This is a genomic window from Paenibacillus sp. FSL K6-1230 (assembly GCF_038002385.1).
Taxonomy (GTDB): Bacteria; Bacillota; Bacilli; order Paenibacillales; family Paenibacillaceae; genus Paenibacillus; species Paenibacillus massiliensis.
Window position 1 is genome coordinate 5,253,663 of record NZ_JBBOCK010000001.1, and the last position, 16,403, is coordinate 5,270,065.

The window sequence follows — 16,403 nt, forward strand, 5'->3', positions numbered from 1 at the left end:
CTCCTTCTGGACCGATTACAGCTGCGGACGCTGCTTATGGAATTCCGTATGCTGCTCGAACGCATGTGCGGCACGCAATACGGTAGATTCATCAAATGGTTTACCGATAATTTGCAGACCTACTGGCATGCCATCGGCGAAGCCGCAAGGCACACTGATAGCAGGGACACCAGCGAGACTGACAGGGATCGTCAGGATATCATTCAAATACATGGTGAGTGGATCATCTACCTGAGAACCCAGCTTGAAGGCTGTTGTCGGGGCTGTAGGTCCGATAACGACATCATATTTCTCGAATATTTGATCAAAATCGCGCTTGATCAATGTTCGTACTTTCTGTGCCTTCAGATAATATGCATCATAGTAACCTGAGCTAAGCGCATAGGTTCCCAGCATAATCCGGCGCTTGACTTCATCTCCAAAGCCTTGTGTTCTCGATTGATGGTACAGATCGAGCAGGTTGTCCGGATTCTCGGCACGTACGCCATAGCGGACACCATCGAATCTTGCCAGATTCGAGGAAGCCTCTGAAGAAGCCAGCAAATAGTATGTCGCCACTGCATATTCCGTATGTGGGAGCGATACTTCCTCCCATGAAGCACCGAGCCCTTCCAGTGTCTTCAACGCTTGCAGTACAGTCTCTTTTACCTGCGGATCAACGCCTTCTCCCAGATATTCCTTAGGAACTGCAATCCGCAATCCTTTCACGTCACCAGTGAGTGCCAATGTATAATCAGGAATATCGACCTTCGCCGAGGTAGAATCTGACCCATCATAGCCTGCAATGGCTTGCAGCACATACGCAGAGTCCTCAACATTTTTGGTGATCGGTCCGATCTGATCCAGTGAGGAAGCAAATGCCACCAGTCCAAACCGCGATACAAGACCATAGGTTGGCTTCAATCCAACTACTCCGCAATACGATGCCGGCTGTCGAATGGAGCCACCTGTATCCGAGCCAAGTGTAAAGTAGGCTTCTCCGGCAGCCACAGCTGCTGCTGAGCCGCCACTGGAGCCGCCCGGCACACGTTCAAGATCCCATGGATTGCTGACCGGATAGAAGCTGGAGTTCTCATTAGACCCTCCCATCGCGAATTCGTCCATATTCATCTTGCCCAATGTGATGACGCCAGCATCACGAAGCTTGCCTGTTACTGTAGCATCATATACCGGATTGAACTCACGAAGGAACTGACTGGCACATGTCGTCCGCAGACCTTTGGTAACAATATTGTCCTTGATCCCTGCCGGAATACCGAACAGTGGTCCAAGCTTCTCCCCACCAGCAAGCTGGTCGTCCAGTCTTCGAGCGGCATTACGCGCGCCATCCTCATCAATAGTGATATAAGCCTTAACCTTCTCCTCACGCTGACTAATCGTCTCAAAAGCCTGCTCTACCAAATCCGTAACTGACAGTTCTTTGCGATCCAATCTGGATTGTAGCTCTGGCAATGTATGTTCAAACAAACTCAAGTGAAGCTTCCTCCCTTCAATCTTTCGATGATTACTCCAGCACCGCCGGAACCTTGAATTGTCCTTCTTCCTCATCTGGTGCATTCAACATGACCTCATCCAACGAGAGGCTCGGACGCACCTCATCCTCACGCATCACATTGCTGACATGCAACACATGTGTTGTTGGCTCGACCTCATCTGTATCCAGCTCATTTAATTTCTCCGCATACTTCAGAATGGCGTTTAATTGCCCGGTCATGATCTCCTCTTCCTCGGCTGTCAGGTTCAAACGGGACAGCTTGGCTACATGACGTACGTTATCAGCAGAAATACTCATGTCGGCTCCTCCTTATGGATCGGTGTGGTACATGCAAAATATATGTTCAGCAAGAATGACTGTATCTGGTCCCCATGACAGGTCAGATATCCAGTGCATTCATTCTGGCAAATCAAGTAGCTAACGGGGCTATTTCCCCTTTAAAATAACGTTTTTAATTATATTGTAGAATGTTGGACAATTCAATGTCACACCTTGCAAAAAAGAGCCGGCATAGGCCGGCTCCTCATATCCAAGCACGCAAATTAATTTGTTTGATAAATTCCGCCTGTGACAACGGCTCTGTAACCGCCTCATTCTCTTCCGCTTGCTCTTGCTCTTGATCACCATTCATGATGCTTCGGAACAATCGTTCATTATGTGTAGCCAGTGCATAGTCTATCAACGCTTCGCGTTCGACGCGTTCTGCCTCAAGCTTAAGCATGCTCTCCTCAAGCTCTACGTCCTGTTCCGGAACAAAGAAATTCCGGTTGGCCTTGGGCACTCGGATAATATAATCAAATGCATTATCCGGGTTACGGTCATATGCAATGATATAACCATACTCCCCTATTGGAAGACTTTGCTCAAAGGCGTCCGCGACGATTACAATTTTCTCTCCTAAACGGTGCATCGTCTACCTCCCCGGCTGTCTTGGATTATCTGCCTAGTCTACTAAAAAAATATGATAATGTCTATCATCAAATGATAATGCCTATCATTAATTGTAGGTCATCTGCTGATATAAGCGCAGTAATAGCCAGTGAAGACTCCAATATCCCTGTTGTACATCGCCCCGAATAGTGTCCCCTGGTGAGACTCTGCCAGATACTATGACTCTAGCATCCGATGCTATGATCTGCGCTGGTCCCGGTGCTGCTGCAGCCATACGAGCCAGGGATGTCTTGCTAATCTGCTACGTACGTTCTCTCTTCCTCCCCAAGTCACAACCTGAACCCGGCCTGTTGTGCTTCTGCTAGCAAGCGATCCTCTATCTTCATAACTGTTCGCTTCCCTGCGCCATCCCCTGCTCGACCTCCGGTAATCTCTGGATTCTGTCTGATCGACCGCGCGCGATACATCCACTGCCATCAGGACACCTGTAGCTTCTGCCCCATCACTCCAATATAGAACTCCCGAATATGGTACTTTCTTTCTTCCTCTATGCTTCATGGAATCCCCCTTGTGCACCCCGACCGACCACCCTTAATGTATCGAAAACCTAAAAAAAGACAAAAAAAGAACGCAAACCGGGCTTAAATCCACAGTCTGCGTGCTTCGCAAAGTTAATATGTAACATGTAATAAGGCTATATTAGCAAACCTTCCATCACTTGTCCAGATGATTTCGCAAGAAAAACGTCGATTGCTGCATTTTCATGGAGACAAACAATCGATCCGTTCTACTGATCAACTGTGTCTACCTAACGTAAGGATTATGCTGCTTCTCATAGCCAATCGTTGTCTTCGGCCCATGGCCAGGATAGACAATGACATCATCACCCAATGCAAAAAGACGTGAGAGGGAATCGAAGAGATCCCTTTCCCGGCCGCCTGGAAGATCGGTACGACCGACACCCATTCGGAACAGCACATCTCCGCCGAATAGATGCTGGTTGATTTGCAGGCTGACACTTCCCGGTGAATGCCCAGGTGTGTGGAGGACGGTAAAGCTATGGCCAATTAGCTCCAGCTTCTGCCCATCGGCCAGATCATATTCAGGCGGGTCTGTCTGGAGTGGAGTCGTAACATCAGGCCACATGGTAGAGCCATTCAGCTTGGGCGACGCCAGCCATTCATACTCAAGCGCATGCAAATATACGGGGCAGTTATGAAGCTTCCGCAGTTCATCCACTCCGCCCATATGATCGAAATGTGCATGTGTCAGCACGATCGCCTCAACGGTGAGGCCCTCGACTGCACGAATCAACGCTCCCGGATTCATTCCGGGATCAATAACAAGCGCACGCGTGGGGTCATCCCCCTGCAGCAGGTAAGCATTCGTCTGCAGAGGGCCCAGCGTGAAGCTACGAATAGATAATGTCATCCTTTTCTACACTCCTGACAATAGCTCACGCAATTCTTGTACGATCGTGCCATGAATCTCTGTTCCTTCTCCGTAGCGCTCCTTCATCTCTTGACGCGCCACCATAAGCTTGTCCTGATAATCCGCTGCTTCACGATCAGGGTTCTCTGTTTTGAAGCGCACCATAACTTCCTGTACATGGGCCGGGCGAGGGCCCCAGCGTCCCAGCACATGACCGCCGCTGTCTGCCACGATTACAACAGGGACTGAACGCCCCCCCATCGTCAGGAAGTCATCCATCAGCGCTTCATGGTTCTCCAGAATCAGAATTTCAGTCGGTACTCCACTGTGCTCCAGTGCACGCAATATTACAGGCACATTCCGAACTACATCGCCGCACCAGTCAGCTGCCAGTATAAGCACACGCAGATCATCCCGGTGATTCAGACTTTCAAAAAACTCGCGGTCCTCTTCATTCGCCCAGGAGAACTGGTCATACCAGGAGCGGAAAGCCTCCTGATTCTTCGTCATGACCTCCATGAATTGCTCACCAGACAATCCTTTGCCAAAATACTGAGATACGTTGGTTCGACTCATGCTATACACTCCCTTTCTTGTTTTTGGCGATCAGCCACTTTACGAGAAAATAGACAATCATGGCGGCAAGAGCTACCAGCAAAATCGGCGTAACGTAAGGTGTAGCTTTCTCATCAATCTGCGACCAGCTGCTGCCCAGCACCATCCCTAAATAAATAAACAATACACTCCACGGAATAACAGCCAGTGTCGTCAATAGAATGAATTTCCAAACACTCATACGAGCAATCCCGGCCGGGATGGAGATGGCATGACGTACTACCGGGATAAAACGGGCTGTAAAAATCACTCCAGTCCCATACTTGTTGAACCAGGCATCCGCATGGTCGATATGACTTTTCTTGATCAGTATGTACTTCCCGTACTTCTCCAGCACCGGTCTACCACCATACTTGCCAATCCAATAGATAAAGAGCTGTGCGAGCACCCCGCCGATCGTACCGAAAATAACGGCAATAAAGAAATTGATCTGTCCTTCAGATACAAGATATCCCCCATACGCCAGCACGATCTCGCTAGGTATGACCTCGATCATCAGACCGAGCATAATCCCAAAATAACCCAGCCCTCGAATCCACTCGAAGAGCTGTTCAATGATGCTTGATAACAGGTCCACATCCTACCTTCTTTCCGCATGTACTCTGTTTACAACGTTCCAATTCATGGTTCATTGTAGCATATGGCTTCCTAGCACTTCCAGCATGTCCATGTGCCCATAACGGTTCCCCAGCATGGGCTTGCGGCATATTCTGATGTGAGAGGAGCGTGGTAGGATGCCTGCCCATCAATTACCCAAGCACGCCAAAGGCCAATCCGGCCTCCCCACGGCGCGCGGCATTCGAAGAGCCTGCAGCAAGGAACTGTATCGTGCACGAAAGCGTCTTAAGCTCTATATAGCTCCAGAGCTCGTCAATAAAGGAGAAGAGCTCTATTGCCAAAAGGTTGGAGCCAATCTCTTATGGATCTCGGAGAATCACAGCAATCGTAAGGCACTGTGCGACTGGTGGGATACCGAGGTCAGTCAAGAGCTCGCAGAGCTCTGGGAAGTGGACCAGACACAGCTAAGTGCCGCCTTTCGCCAGTCCTTCGGGGGCTAATAGCGCGCAGACCTAACTCCATAATTCATAACATGCCATTAACTCGTGAGGCAGGTGTGTGAATCCTTTGCTACTTATAAGAACCTTTCGCTGTACCTCCCTCACGATGTCGGCAGCAAATCTGCACAGGCCCGTTCAAGATACGGGTCTGCATGGATGAAATCCCGAAATGAGGTATATTCCTCCCACAGTCTCTGCCGATCCTCCTGTGAGCCTTTTACCGCACGAATCAGAATATTCTTCGGAGTATGCTCCATATCAATGAATTCAAGAAGCTGTGTCTTATAGCCCATCACATCGAGCAGCTTGGCGCGAATGCCGTCTGTTGCGAGTGCAGCAAAGCGTTCCTTCAATATGCCATGTGACAGCATCGGCTCCAGCACCGAATTGTTGACCTGGCCGAACAGCTCGTGCTGACAGCACGGAACGGACAGGATGACGGATGCGTCCCAACGGACAGCCTTTTCCAGCGCAGCATCTGTAGCTGTGTCACAGGCATGGAGGGTCACCACCATGTCAACCTGCTCCATTTCGTCATAATCTGCGATATCACCGACCAGGAATTTCAAATTCTGATAGCCCAGCTTTTGCGACAGCGTATTACAGACTTCGATGACATCCGCCTTCAGATCAAGTCCGACAATATTCAGCGGTCTTCGCTGCTGAATCGCCAAATAATGATATAACGCGAAGGTCAGGTACGATTTGCCACAGCCAAAGTCCACAATGGTCAGAGGACGGCCTACTGGCAATGCAGGTAGAATATCCTGTACCATTTCCAGAAAGCGATTGATCTGCCTGAACTTATCGTACTTGCGGGCCAGCACCTTGCCATCGGCATTCATGATACCCAGCTCTACGAGAAAGGGAACTGGCTCCCCTTCCTCCAGCACATATTGCTTCTTGCGATTATGCGCCAGATTCATAGCTGACTTGGTCGGTGACTTGGTCAGGATGGACACCTTGAATTTCTTGCTGATCAGCACCTGATAGTCGGCCTCGGCTGTACACAGCAATCCCTGGCGGAAGGTCTCACCGAACAGCTGGGACAAGCGCTCCTGAGCCTCCTCTGGTGTCAGATTGTCATGTGTAACCTTGTTGCTATAGTGATAGGCGAACTGATAATACAGCTTCTTCTTCAGCTCTACAGGCTTGATCTGCACCTTGGTAAAGGTATCCGACTCCCGCTTGCGTAGCTGACTCAAGGTAGCCGTAATCAGCGTCCCCCCCGACAACAGTTGATTGGTTAAGTTAAGCAATGCTTCCACTACGTATTCCTGCTTTCTGCCTTTATTAGGCTATTTATCAATCGAATCCATCGTGATCATTCGGTATATTGGTCGGATGGCACGAGAGCTCTGAGGCGCAAAAGCTCCTGTCTGCCCTCCTCCACCTCCTGACGGGATAGCCCTCCCTGCTCCAACTCCTCCTCACCAAGCTGCTGCAGTCGGTCGTAGAAGGTAAACGCACCATCAAAAGACTCTGGATGCATGGCAATCAACCTGAACCAGATATTATCAGCCTCCGCCAATTGTCCCTCTCCCTCTTCATATCGGGCCAGCAGTTCGTCCACTTCTCTTGATAGTCGATACTCTCGCAGCTCTAGTCTTACTTCTGCAATGCGTTCCGGGAGCTGTAGCAAGGTACGATCCGCTCCATTCATATCGCTGTATACGTACAGGTAGAGTGCCTTCATCAATGTGGCTGCATCATCCTTCGTCTCCTCCATCTGCATACGCAGTCTGCCGGCCTCCTCCAGTAGCCGGGCAGCCTGCTGGAGCTTGTCAGGCTCAGGTGAACCGTTCATCCGGAATAAATCCGTAATCTGCTCCGGTGGCATCGACTCCAGCAGCTTGAGCGGAATGCGGAACTGCTTGCGCAGCAGCTCGTCCAGCAGTGCAATCGCCTGCGGATGCTTCATTTGACGCTTCAAGCCGAGCACCGCTCCAATAACCTCTCCCATTTCCTCAATCATGCGAGTCAAATAATCTCTTTTGAACACAGGCGCACCTCACTCCTTCCGTTCCATATGACCTGGGTCATCTTTCAATGAATAGATTGTAAGCCAATCCCGCTCCAATTGCCAAATGGACACGAAAAGAAGCCACCCTGTGGACCCGGACTTCCATTCACCAGGTCACACCAGGGTAGCTCATGCTGTAATCAAGCCGTGCCATAATTTTTACTGGATTCGTTCCTTCATGAAACCCGTAATGACTTGTGCCAGTTCAGATGGCGTCTCCAGCATACTCATATGCCCCGCACCTGCTATGATGGTGTGGACAACATTGGGCCCTTCTGCCGTGAAGGTTCTGTCAACAGGAATCAATTGATCCTTCTCCCCTGCAACGAGCAGCACTGGCAAGGAGGTCGCGGACAGAACGTCACGTCGATCCGGACGCTCGCGCATGGCCAAGGCTGCGCCACTCGCTCCCTGAGGAGGTGTCTTGTAGCCGAGCTCTCTGACCTTCAGCACCTGCTCAGGCATCTGCTCCAGATGCTCGGGTGCAAATAAACCTGGCACCAGGCCATCAATGAAGGCTGTAATCCCCTTGTTCTCAATGGTAGATACCGCCTGTAGCCGCTTGTCCTTTGCCTCCTCCGTGTCCGGGTAAGCTGTAGAGTGAATTAACCCTACTGCACTGAGTCGATCGGGGTACCGCTCCGCAAGGGATAGCGCAATATAGCCTCCCATCGAATGCCCCAGTACTGCTGCGCGAGGGATATTCAGCTCGTTCATCAGCTTCAGGACGTCATCGGCCATTCCGTCGATGGAATAAGCTCCCTTCGGAGCATCCGTACGGCCATGTCCACGCAGATCGGGAACAATGCAGCGGGAGGCTTCCGACAAAAGTGGGACAACGTCGTCCCAATAAGCCGAGCTACCACAGAATCCATGTAGCAGAATGACAACTTGCTCTCCTTGCCCTTCCTCGGCATAACAGATGGTGGTTCCTTCGCACAGTACTTTTTTCATGAATGGCGCCTTCTTTCTCCGATTATGGCTTAGTCATTATTTTTGAAATATGAATTGTATATTATTAAGCACTAATGGTTCATCTGAAACTATATTGAGCAGCTTCCTCTATCTGAAGCCCGAAACCGACAGCCGCAGCCTCCGCAATCTGTGATGCCATCATAAGCACACTATGGAGGGACGTAGTCTGTAGTGTCCAATAGGGCTTCGGTCCGTATGCATTAACCACACCAGCAATGCTATAATCACCGATACCAGGCAGCTCAAGCCCTACAGATTGTGCCGGCCATAGCGGTCCTTCAGATGTCAGAAATAGTCCTACCGAGCCGGGTAATCCAAGGCAAGCATCAATAGCAATCACTGTATGCTCTGAGGGGATACTGGTGATGACGGATTCCAAGCTGTGTGCATCACAAGGCTTGTCCATCGTACCGAGCACATTCGTGAAGCCCTTATTCTTCAGCATCGTTCCGGCCAATGGCCCAAGCGAGTCACCTGTCGAGCGATCCGTGCCGACACAGATGAAGGTGATGGGTTGTCCCCGATGCGCTTCATGGACAAGTCGGAAAAATGCAGCAAGCTCACGACGGCTCGTTCTCTGCTGACCAGGCCTGCGCTCCCTTCCTTGATTCGGCGTATAGATTGACACCAAGGCATCCCCTTACCTTTCGTTTAAGATGGATTGTATATTTAACGTAGATTTTACCGTAATTATGTACAGCGTGGCAAAGTAATTGTATACCTAACATATCAGTATATAGCTACCGTTGGCTGGATTTATGTAAAATGCTCATGTTACAATATGGGCAATCGAGATTTTACGAAAGGGTGAACGGATTAGCATGGATTTAACTCAACCTTCTCAGGTCAATGTAGAGTACATGATCGAGAGTATCAAAAACAAGCTTCGGATGGCCAGCGGAGCTGCCATGCAGGCCTCAGCATTCTCTGTAGATTATTATGAGGATATCCATGATATATACGAGATGGTTATGAATAAGCCAAGCCTGAGCATCTCTGAGGTGGAAGCTGTCGTGTCCGAACTTGGACGCCTGCGCAAATCCTGATGCACCAACACCAGTATAGAATTTTCTGTATGCGAATTACAGCAAGCTCTGACTGGTGTTTTTTTGTACAAGCTATTTACCTGCACTGGCTGTTCATCGGAAGGCTGTAGCTCATTTAACTTATACTACCTGGAGGCTTTCAAGCTGCATGATTAAGTATCCATCGATTCAAAATTCATACATTCGGAGCATGATGGTTGCTCTAATCGTCATCCCTGTAGCTATGCTATTGATCGTTTATGTGCTCAAGCTACTCGGTACCGAGGGTATATTGCATCTTGATCGTACACTGCATGACCTACTCTTTCCTGGTCGCTCCGAGACTTCGTCACCTGTATTGCAAGCCCTGCTTCCCCTCATGCTGCTCATGAGCACGGCTGGCTCCTTCCCGGGAACTCTCCTGCTCACGATTGCTGTGTGCATCCTATGCTGGATACTACGCAAGCCGCGGACATATATCCTTGCCGTAGGAAGCAGTTTTGCGTCCATGTGGGGACTGAATACATTGCTGAAGTACATTCTTCAGCGCGAACGTCCACCGCTGGATTATTTAATCCAGGTGACGGGCTATAGTTTTCCAAGTGGACATGCGATGATTGCTACCGGCTTCTATGGGATGCTATTTGGACTATGGGCCATTGAAAGACGTATCCGGCGCAAGTCCATGCTGCTGCCTGTCATTCTGGGGATACTGTACAGTTTGATTACCGCCATCAGCCGAATTTACCTCGGGGTACATTATGCCAGCGATGTCATCGCAGGTATGCTAGCGGGAGGCATGTGGCTGTGTCTCATGCTCCCCCCGTTATACCGTAGAGCCGCTCGACTAGCTTAACACGTCAGGCCATGAGAGCTGCCGCTTGTCCTATGTATTTCCGCTCATTACCATGCAAGCTGTTGTTTCAGTCCCCCCTTTCGAAGTTTATATACCAAATAAGCAGATGAGAGATCTGTAACGTATAGCCACTTCTTACGTATTCAATAGTTAGTATGCTTGGCTATGGTATCTTCGAAGGGAGGCCATCTGTATGTGGGGGATTATACTCAGTATCATCATGGCAGTCATTATTGGACTGATTGGAAATGCCATTGCTGGTAAAGAAATGCCTGGCGGCATCATCGGCTCTATGGTTGCTGGATGGGTTGGAGCTTGGCTAGGAGCCATGCTATTCGGACATTGGGGACCAGTCATTGGCGGCTTTGCTATCGTCCCTGCTATTATCGGCACCGCCATCTTCGTGTTCTTGCTCGGACTCGTGTCCAGGCTAATCAGACGGGCAACCTAACTTTATATATAGTTGCACAAGTTTGAATCTATCAAAGGAGTGATTCAGTATGAATAAAGAAGATAATCAACAATGTTCAACCCCGGCTTCATCCTTTGCCAAAGGCGTATTTATCGGAGGTCTCCTTGGTGCAGCAGCTGCACTGCTATTCGCACCGAAGCCAGGACGTGACCTGAGAAGCGATTTGACGGACAAAATGAACGTCGTAACCGACAAGACCAAGGATGTAGCTCATGTTGTCGGTGAAAAAGCTAGCGATCTGGCCAAAACCGTGTCCACCAAGTCCTCAGAAGTAGTCAAGACCGTCGTCGACAGCAAGAACAACGTCGTAACCAGTCTCCAGAATGCTTCAGCCGATATTGCCGAGGAGGCTGCGGAGGCCGATCAGGAGATCATGGAAGCTACCGAGCAGGCCACCAAGGAAGCTAATGAAGAGCTGAACACGTTGTCCCGTTCTTAATCCGAACTCCTTCTTTCTTTACAAATTGAACCAGAACAGCCAGCTCAATTCTGAAGCTGGCTGTTTGCATGAACAGACTCGCAGCAAAGGTAGGGATCGAGATGAGTGAAATCAATCGAAAACACACGCCAGCGAATCCTATAGATGAGCATCCTTTCGAGCTCCGGCACGAGATCAAGCACCTGAACAGCAGATTGGATAAAATTTCAGACATGCTGGAGAAGGCAGAGATTGCAGATATTCTCCAGACCTATTCCAATCCGAAGAAACGACTCATTAGCAATCTCACGGCAGGCATCGCACGAGGACTAGGCTTGTCCCTGGGAACAATCATTGTCATCGCCCTCCTCGCTTGGCTTCTCAGCGCCCTTGTTCAGTTGAATCTGCCTGTGATTGGCGATTTTCTGGCAGAGCTATTGAAATATGTAGACGCGGCCAGAGACAGGTAGTATCTAGCCTCACACTTCTGGCTGAGCAAAGCCACGTAAGACATACGTCTCTCTAGCCAAGCCCAAGTACCTTGGCAACTCAAATGTGAGATTAGAGCCACAGCAAGCCTAACAACGGTCGACCGGGCTCGTACGCTTGCTGCGGCTCGCTCTAATCATCTTTTACTTGACGCTGATTATTTAGCAGATCTCCGGTCCAGCCCTTCAAGTACATCCAATAATACATGCCCGCCGTAATCAGGAGCGTCCCCAGCATGACGCCTGTGAAGCCGAGTCTGGTCTGAATCCAGGGCAGGTTCTCAAAATTCATTCCCCATATAGCACCTACAGCCATTACGGGAGTAAATACTGTGGTGACAATCGTAAGCGTCTTCATAATCTCATTCCCACGGAAGCCAGAGATCGCATTATCCATAGATATCATGGTGTCAATCTCCTTTTCATACCGTTCAAATAGCACCTCCATCCGCTCCATACGGTATAGCAGCCTCAGGAAAAACGGATTGTCATCAAGCTCCTTCAGACAGGCCTCGCGTGAAGCAGAGAGCAGTTCCCGAAATGGGGCAAACAGATTACTCCAGTACAGCAGCTCGAAGCGCGCCTCAACAATTCGATCCATCAGGGTACGGCGATTATGCCTATGCATTAGCTCCTCCAGCTCTCTCAGGTTCTTGGCGAACTGATCCAGACCCCCATGAAAATAATGCAGCAGCGTACGAATCAGCACAAACATGCCATCCATCCCGGTCCTACATGCATCCATCATCTGTCTGCGCTCATGTCCCAGCATCGTCTGTCTGGTCTGCTCGTCCAGATTGAGCGTAATCAACCTCTCCCTCGATATGAAAAAATAGAAATGATGACAGCCACGCGTACTTTGGAGCCTCTCCTTCATGGAATACTGCAGTGCTCCGAACATCACAGGCTCCTTTCCATCCGGGAAACGAACCGTCAGAAAGTCCACATCCATGTCAGGCAGCATCTTCAACCACATCTCTGCTTCTGGAGCTAGTTGACCAAGCTTGGTCAGCCTCGGATCAGAGGAGGATTCAAGCTGGACATCCCACCATTCCCATTGGCCATCATGAAATACGTGTGTCTCGTAGAAAGATGTATTATGCGGCACAGAACCACTCCCTCAGATATCTGACTTCTTATAGCCACAGCTTATAGCTACAACACATGTGAGTATCAAATACAACTTCTCAAAAAAGGACACGGTATCCATTCTTTCAATGAATACGTGTCCTTATTATGGAACAACTGGAACAACTAGTAGAATAAAGGCGGGATCACTGTTCATAATGACCATCAACCAGACGAAGCCGGATTAGACATAATCTGCTTCAGCTTCTCCGTGGCCCGCTTCTGAATTCGGGATACGCTCATTTGCGATACGCCGAGCTTCTGCGCAATAGCCCGCTGTGACTGTCCATCCTGGAACGCCAATAGCAGCACCTGCTGCTCTTGCTCCTTAAGCTGGTTCATCGCCTGCTGCAAATCCATCCTTTTCTCGACCGCATCATAATCATTGGCATCCGCACTAATCAGTTCACCTAGTGTGGCAGCACTCTCATCCTGAGATAGTGGAGAATCCAGCGATACATAGTGGTAGCATTCTCTGCCCGCTAACACCTCAATCGTCTCCTCTACGGATAGATCCAGATATTCTGCAATTTCCTTGACATCAGGAGAGCGTTCCAGCTTCACTGTCAGCTCATCAATCGCATGCTGAACCAAGGCTCCCTTTTCCTTGATTCTCCGCGGAACCTGTATGTACCAGGACTTATCTCGCAGATAATTTTTCATGTGACCAATCATACTTTTCATTGCATATGGCTCAAAAGGAATACCAAGCCCGATATCGTACTGCTGCAATAATCGAATAAGCGCCATTTGGCCGGTCTGATACAGGTCCTCATATAGATCAGGGCGGTTGCGGGCAATCTTGCCTGCTGCCATCTTGACCATAGGCTCATACTTTTTGATCAGCACAGTAGCGATTTCATTGTCCTTGGTCTGTTGGTACTCCCAGATTAGACTAACGGCTTCATCCATCGACTCTGGGGGAGTTACCTTTTCATTCATACTTTCTCCTCGCTTCTTGTTATGCGCTTAATCAATACGACTTCCGTACCTTTTCCAGCCTCATTCACGACACTGACATCATCCATTAGCGCCTGCATCAAATAGAATCCAAGTCCGCCAATCTGAGCATCGTCAAGCTCCTTCTCATGCAACGTCGGACGTACCCCCGCCTGCTCCAGACGCTCGAAGCTCTGGCCCTCATCCTTGACCTTGATGTGCAGAGAGGTATCATCGAACTCAAAGGTCACCTCTACCGTGCCATGCTCGTCGTTATAAGCATAGAGCACCGAATTGTTACAAGCCTCCGAGACAGCAACCTTCATGTCCTCAATCTCCTCGTAGGAGAAGCCCATCTTGGATGCAATCCCATATAAATTTAATCTGACAATATCGACAAACTCAGCAGTAGCCGGCAAATTAAGCGTTACTTTCTGCAGAACATTCATGCTATTCTTTCCTTTCCTATTGGGAATTCTCCTGTGTAGTGAAAAACTTGGCAATGCCCGTCATGTCGAAGAGCTTTTGAATCTGGCTAGGTACTTCTTCCACGTAAAATTTGGAGCCAGCCGCATGCCTAGCTTTCAAAATTGACAGCAGAATACCGATCCCCGTACTGTCAATGTATTTCAGCTCCTTCAGGTTCATGATTAAATCCTTCTCAGATTCCCCCACCAGCGGCTCCATCACAAGCCGGAAATCAGGAGCGACAGACAAATCAAGCTCACCGGTTAGGTGGACGACATTTGCCCCGCTGCTTACTTCGGTTCTTGTATTGAACTTCTCGCTTTTATGTGTATTCATAGACTGCTCTCCCCTGTAATAAAAATGATTACCCTACCTAATAACCCAGATGGACTCCAATCGAAACAATCTAACGCTGCATTGCATATGCCAAATTCAGGAACTAGGCCTCGTGTATATGTTCAATATTTCTTAAGCTTCGTTCATCGACCGTGTGGCGAAGTAGCATCTGCTTGACGCTGCTCATTTTGACTGGCTTACTGATGTAGTCGTTCATCCCTGCCGACAGGCACAACGTCTGTGTGCCCTCCATTACATTTGCTGTCATGGCGATAATCGCTGGTTGAATGGAAGATTGGAGTTGATCCCTGATTTGTCTGGTGCATTCCAGACCATCCATCACAGGCATGTGAAGATCCATGAAAATATAGCTATATTGAGCAGACAGCGCCTTATCCAGAGCCTGTTGCCCGTCCATAGCCACATCCGCCTTCATGCCAAGACGACCTAAGATACTGACCATCAGCTTCTGATTAATGGGATGGTCATCCACGACTAATACCGGAGCCGCTGGTCTGACGGAGGCTTCCTCTCCTGCCAGGTGCTCCAATTCCTCATTCTCCTTGGAGGTATCTGTCTGGCTGTGAGCCTTCTTCATTTTCACCGTAAATTTAAAATGTGCCCCCTCCTGGACGGTTGTATCCACATGAATATCGCCGCCCATCATCTTCACTAAGGTTTTGCATATAGCCAATCCGAGTCCCGTTCCGCCGTATTTACGAGTCATCGAAGAATCCAGTTGGGAGAACGGCTGAAATAACCGATCTGCCTTAGCTGGGTCAATTCCAACGCCTGAATCCTGTACAGAGAATTCCAGCATGACGTTATCCTGTTCTATTTCACGCAAGGAGGCATGTAGCTTTACGTAGCCTTGATCCGTGAACTTCACGCTATTTGAGATCAGATTGATCAATACCTGACGCAAGCGAGCCATGTCTCCATATAACAATGGAGGAATGTGATCATCCGTACGGTACTGAAGATCCAGCTGCTTCTTGCCGACTTCAACCGTGAACAGACTGAATACCTCCTTGATACAGGAATCCAGGTCAAAAGGATGCTCCTCCAGCTCTAGCTTGCCAGATTCCAGCTTCGTAAAGTCCAGGATGTCATTAATGACCGCCACGAGTGCATCCGAGCTGCGACGAATAATCTCGGCGTATTCACGCTGCTCTCCCTTGAGCTCGGTCTCCATCAGCAGATCAATCATTCCAATGACACCATTCATCGGTGTACGAATCTCATGGCTCATCATGGCCAGGAATTCGGTCTTAGCCTTGACAGCAATCTCTGCTGCCTCCTTGGCCACGACCAGCTCATGATTCATCCGTTCCAGCTCCTGAGTCTTCTGATGCAGGAGCGCCGATTGAGTCTTGAGCCGATTATTCGTCTGGTACATGTGAACAAACGCTTCAATCTTGGACTTGAGGATCTGGGGAATGAACGGCTTGACCATATAGTCGATACCACCAGCAGAATAGCCCGCGAATAGATGCTCCGCTTCCTTGCTGTTGGCCGAGATGAAGATAATCGGGATATCCTTCGTCTTCTCTCTGGCCTTGATCAATTTGGCGGTCTCAATGCCATCAAGACCAGGCATTTGCACATCCAGCACAATGACGGCAAATTCGTCCTTTAACAAACATCGCAGCGCTTCTTCGCCAGACGTAGCCTTGACAAGATGATATTGCTCACTCTCAAGCACCGCCTCAAGAGCAAGTAAATTCTCGGGGCGATCATCGACTAATAGAATGTGTATCGGCTCATGCAAACCCATGGGACCCT

The 16,403-nt window shown here is 49.3% G+C and carries 22 protein-coding genes; 6 read left to right on the plus strand and 16 right to left on the minus strand.

Translation table 11 applies throughout. From position 1 onward, the window contains the following. Positions 1-15: 15 nt before the first annotated feature. The 7 genes from gatA to MKX74_RS23325 all read right to left on the minus strand — a co-directional run bounded on the left by gatA (position 16) and on the right by MKX74_RS23325 (position 5,009). Positions 16-1,473 carry an Asp-tRNA(Asn)/Glu-tRNA(Gln) amidotransferase subunit GatA gene (gatA, locus tag MKX74_RS23295; protein WP_341179976.1) on the minus strand — a complete coding sequence of 486 codons (1,458 nt, stop codon included), beginning with the start codon at positions 1,471-1,473 and terminating at the stop codon, positions 16-18. 31 nt (positions 1,474-1,504) lie between these two features. Beyond that, the gene (gene gatC, locus MKX74_RS23300; RefSeq protein WP_018887337.1) at positions 1,505-1,792 is read right to left on the minus strand and encodes an Asp-tRNA(Asn)/Glu-tRNA(Gln) amidotransferase subunit GatC; all 288 of its coding nucleotides are present in this window, start codon (positions 1,790-1,792) and stop codon (positions 1,505-1,507) included. Between the two features lie 226 nt (positions 1,793-2,018). Continuing rightward, complete coding sequence (locus MKX74_RS23305; RefSeq protein WP_018887336.1) at positions 2,019-2,405, minus strand: hypothetical protein; 387 nt, start codon at positions 2,403-2,405, stop codon at positions 2,019-2,021. Between the two features lie 218 nt (positions 2,406-2,623). Next, positions 2,624-2,944 carry a hypothetical protein gene (locus MKX74_RS23310; protein ID WP_018887335.1) on the minus strand — a complete coding sequence of 107 codons (321 nt, stop codon included), beginning with the start codon at positions 2,942-2,944 and terminating at the stop codon, positions 2,624-2,626. Positions 2,945-3,190: 246 nt separating this feature from the next. Then, positions 3,191-3,817: an MBL fold metallo-hydrolase gene (locus MKX74_RS23315; protein WP_018887334.1), complete on the minus strand. Its 627-nt coding sequence runs from the start codon at positions 3,815-3,817 to the stop codon at positions 3,191-3,193. A gap of 6 nt (positions 3,818-3,823) precedes the next feature. After that, positions 3,824-4,393, minus strand: a complete 570-nt coding sequence (locus MKX74_RS23320; protein ID WP_018887333.1) for a thioredoxin family protein — start codon at positions 4,391-4,393, stop codon at positions 3,824-3,826. Position 4,394: 1 nt separating this feature from the next. Beyond that, positions 4,395-5,009, minus strand: a complete 615-nt coding sequence (locus MKX74_RS23325; RefSeq protein WP_018887332.1) for a DedA family protein — start codon at positions 5,007-5,009, stop codon at positions 4,395-4,397. Positions 5,010-5,166: 157 nt separating this feature from the next. Between MKX74_RS23325 and MKX74_RS23330 the strand changes: the two genes are divergently transcribed. Next, the gene (locus MKX74_RS23330; RefSeq protein WP_018887331.1) at positions 5,167-5,490 is read left to right on the plus strand and encodes a hypothetical protein; all 324 of its coding nucleotides are present in this window, start codon (positions 5,167-5,169) and stop codon (positions 5,488-5,490) included. Positions 5,491-5,591: 101 nt separating this feature from the next. Here MKX74_RS23330 and MKX74_RS23335 read toward each other — a convergent pair whose 3' ends face one another. From MKX74_RS23335 to yyaC, 4 genes are all read right to left on the minus strand, one after another. Continuing rightward, the gene (locus MKX74_RS23335; RefSeq protein ID WP_018887330.1) at positions 5,592-6,758 is read right to left on the minus strand and encodes a class I SAM-dependent methyltransferase; all 1,167 of its coding nucleotides are present in this window, start codon (positions 6,756-6,758) and stop codon (positions 5,592-5,594) included. A gap of 56 nt (positions 6,759-6,814) precedes the next feature. After that, positions 6,815-7,492, minus strand: a complete 678-nt coding sequence (locus MKX74_RS23340; RefSeq protein WP_018887329.1) for a DUF6483 family protein — start codon at positions 7,490-7,492, stop codon at positions 6,815-6,817. Between the two features lie 180 nt (positions 7,493-7,672). Continuing rightward, a complete protein-coding gene (locus tag MKX74_RS23345) occupies positions 7,673-8,467 on the minus strand; it encodes an alpha/beta fold hydrolase (RefSeq protein ID WP_341179977.1) in 795 nt (264 codons plus the stop codon). Positions 8,468-8,546: 79 nt separating this feature from the next. Further along, positions 8,547-9,116: a spore protease YyaC gene (yyaC, locus tag MKX74_RS23350; protein ID WP_018887327.1), complete on the minus strand. Its 570-nt coding sequence runs from the start codon at positions 9,114-9,116 to the stop codon at positions 8,547-8,549. 193 nt (positions 9,117-9,309) lie between these two features. Between yyaC and MKX74_RS23355 the strand changes: the two genes are divergently transcribed. From MKX74_RS23355 to MKX74_RS23375, 5 genes are all read left to right on the plus strand, one after another. Continuing rightward, a complete protein-coding gene (locus MKX74_RS23355) occupies positions 9,310-9,534 on the plus strand; it encodes a DUF1128 domain-containing protein (protein ID WP_018887326.1) in 225 nt (74 codons plus the stop codon). Between the two features lie 148 nt (positions 9,535-9,682). Further along, positions 9,683-10,369 carry a phosphatase PAP2 family protein gene (locus MKX74_RS23360; RefSeq protein ID WP_018887325.1) on the plus strand — a complete coding sequence of 229 codons (687 nt, stop codon included), beginning with the start codon at positions 9,683-9,685 and terminating at the stop codon, positions 10,367-10,369. 193 nt (positions 10,370-10,562) lie between these two features. Next, the gene (locus MKX74_RS23365; protein WP_018887324.1) at positions 10,563-10,820 is read left to right on the plus strand and encodes a GlsB/YeaQ/YmgE family stress response membrane protein; all 258 of its coding nucleotides are present in this window, start codon (positions 10,563-10,565) and stop codon (positions 10,818-10,820) included. A gap of 49 nt (positions 10,821-10,869) precedes the next feature. Then, entirely contained in the window at positions 10,870-11,280 is a 411-nt protein-coding gene (locus MKX74_RS23370; protein ID WP_018887323.1) for a YtxH domain-containing protein, read from the plus strand. Between the two features lie 101 nt (positions 11,281-11,381). Next, positions 11,382-11,729, plus strand: coding sequence for a DUF5665 domain-containing protein (locus tag MKX74_RS23375; protein WP_018887322.1), 348 nt, complete (start codon positions 11,382-11,384; stop codon positions 11,727-11,729). Positions 11,730-11,880: 151 nt separating this feature from the next. Here the strand turns inward: MKX74_RS23375 and MKX74_RS23380 are convergent, their stop codons facing one another. The 5 genes from MKX74_RS23380 to MKX74_RS23400 form a co-directional block, all read right to left on the minus strand. Next, a complete protein-coding gene (locus MKX74_RS23380; RefSeq protein WP_018887321.1) occupies positions 11,881-12,855 on the minus strand; it encodes a magnesium transporter CorA family protein in 975 nt (324 codons plus the stop codon). 185 nt (positions 12,856-13,040) lie between these two features. Further along, a complete protein-coding gene (locus MKX74_RS23385; protein WP_018887320.1) occupies positions 13,041-13,817 on the minus strand; it encodes a sigma-70 family RNA polymerase sigma factor in 777 nt (258 codons plus the stop codon). Further along, complete coding sequence (gene rsbW, locus MKX74_RS23390) at positions 13,814-14,263, minus strand: anti-sigma B factor RsbW (protein WP_018887319.1); 450 nt, start codon at positions 14,261-14,263, stop codon at positions 13,814-13,816. The genes MKX74_RS23385 and rsbW overlap by 4 nt, the downstream gene beginning before the upstream one ends. A gap of 16 nt (positions 14,264-14,279) precedes the next feature. Then, entirely contained in the window at positions 14,280-14,618 is a 339-nt protein-coding gene (locus MKX74_RS23395; protein ID WP_028590383.1) for an STAS domain-containing protein, read from the minus strand. 103 nt (positions 14,619-14,721) lie between these two features. Continuing rightward, positions 14,722-16,395, minus strand: coding sequence for a response regulator (locus MKX74_RS23400; protein ID WP_341179978.1), 1,674 nt, complete (start codon positions 16,393-16,395; stop codon positions 14,722-14,724). Positions 16,396-16,403: the final 8 nt, after the last annotated feature.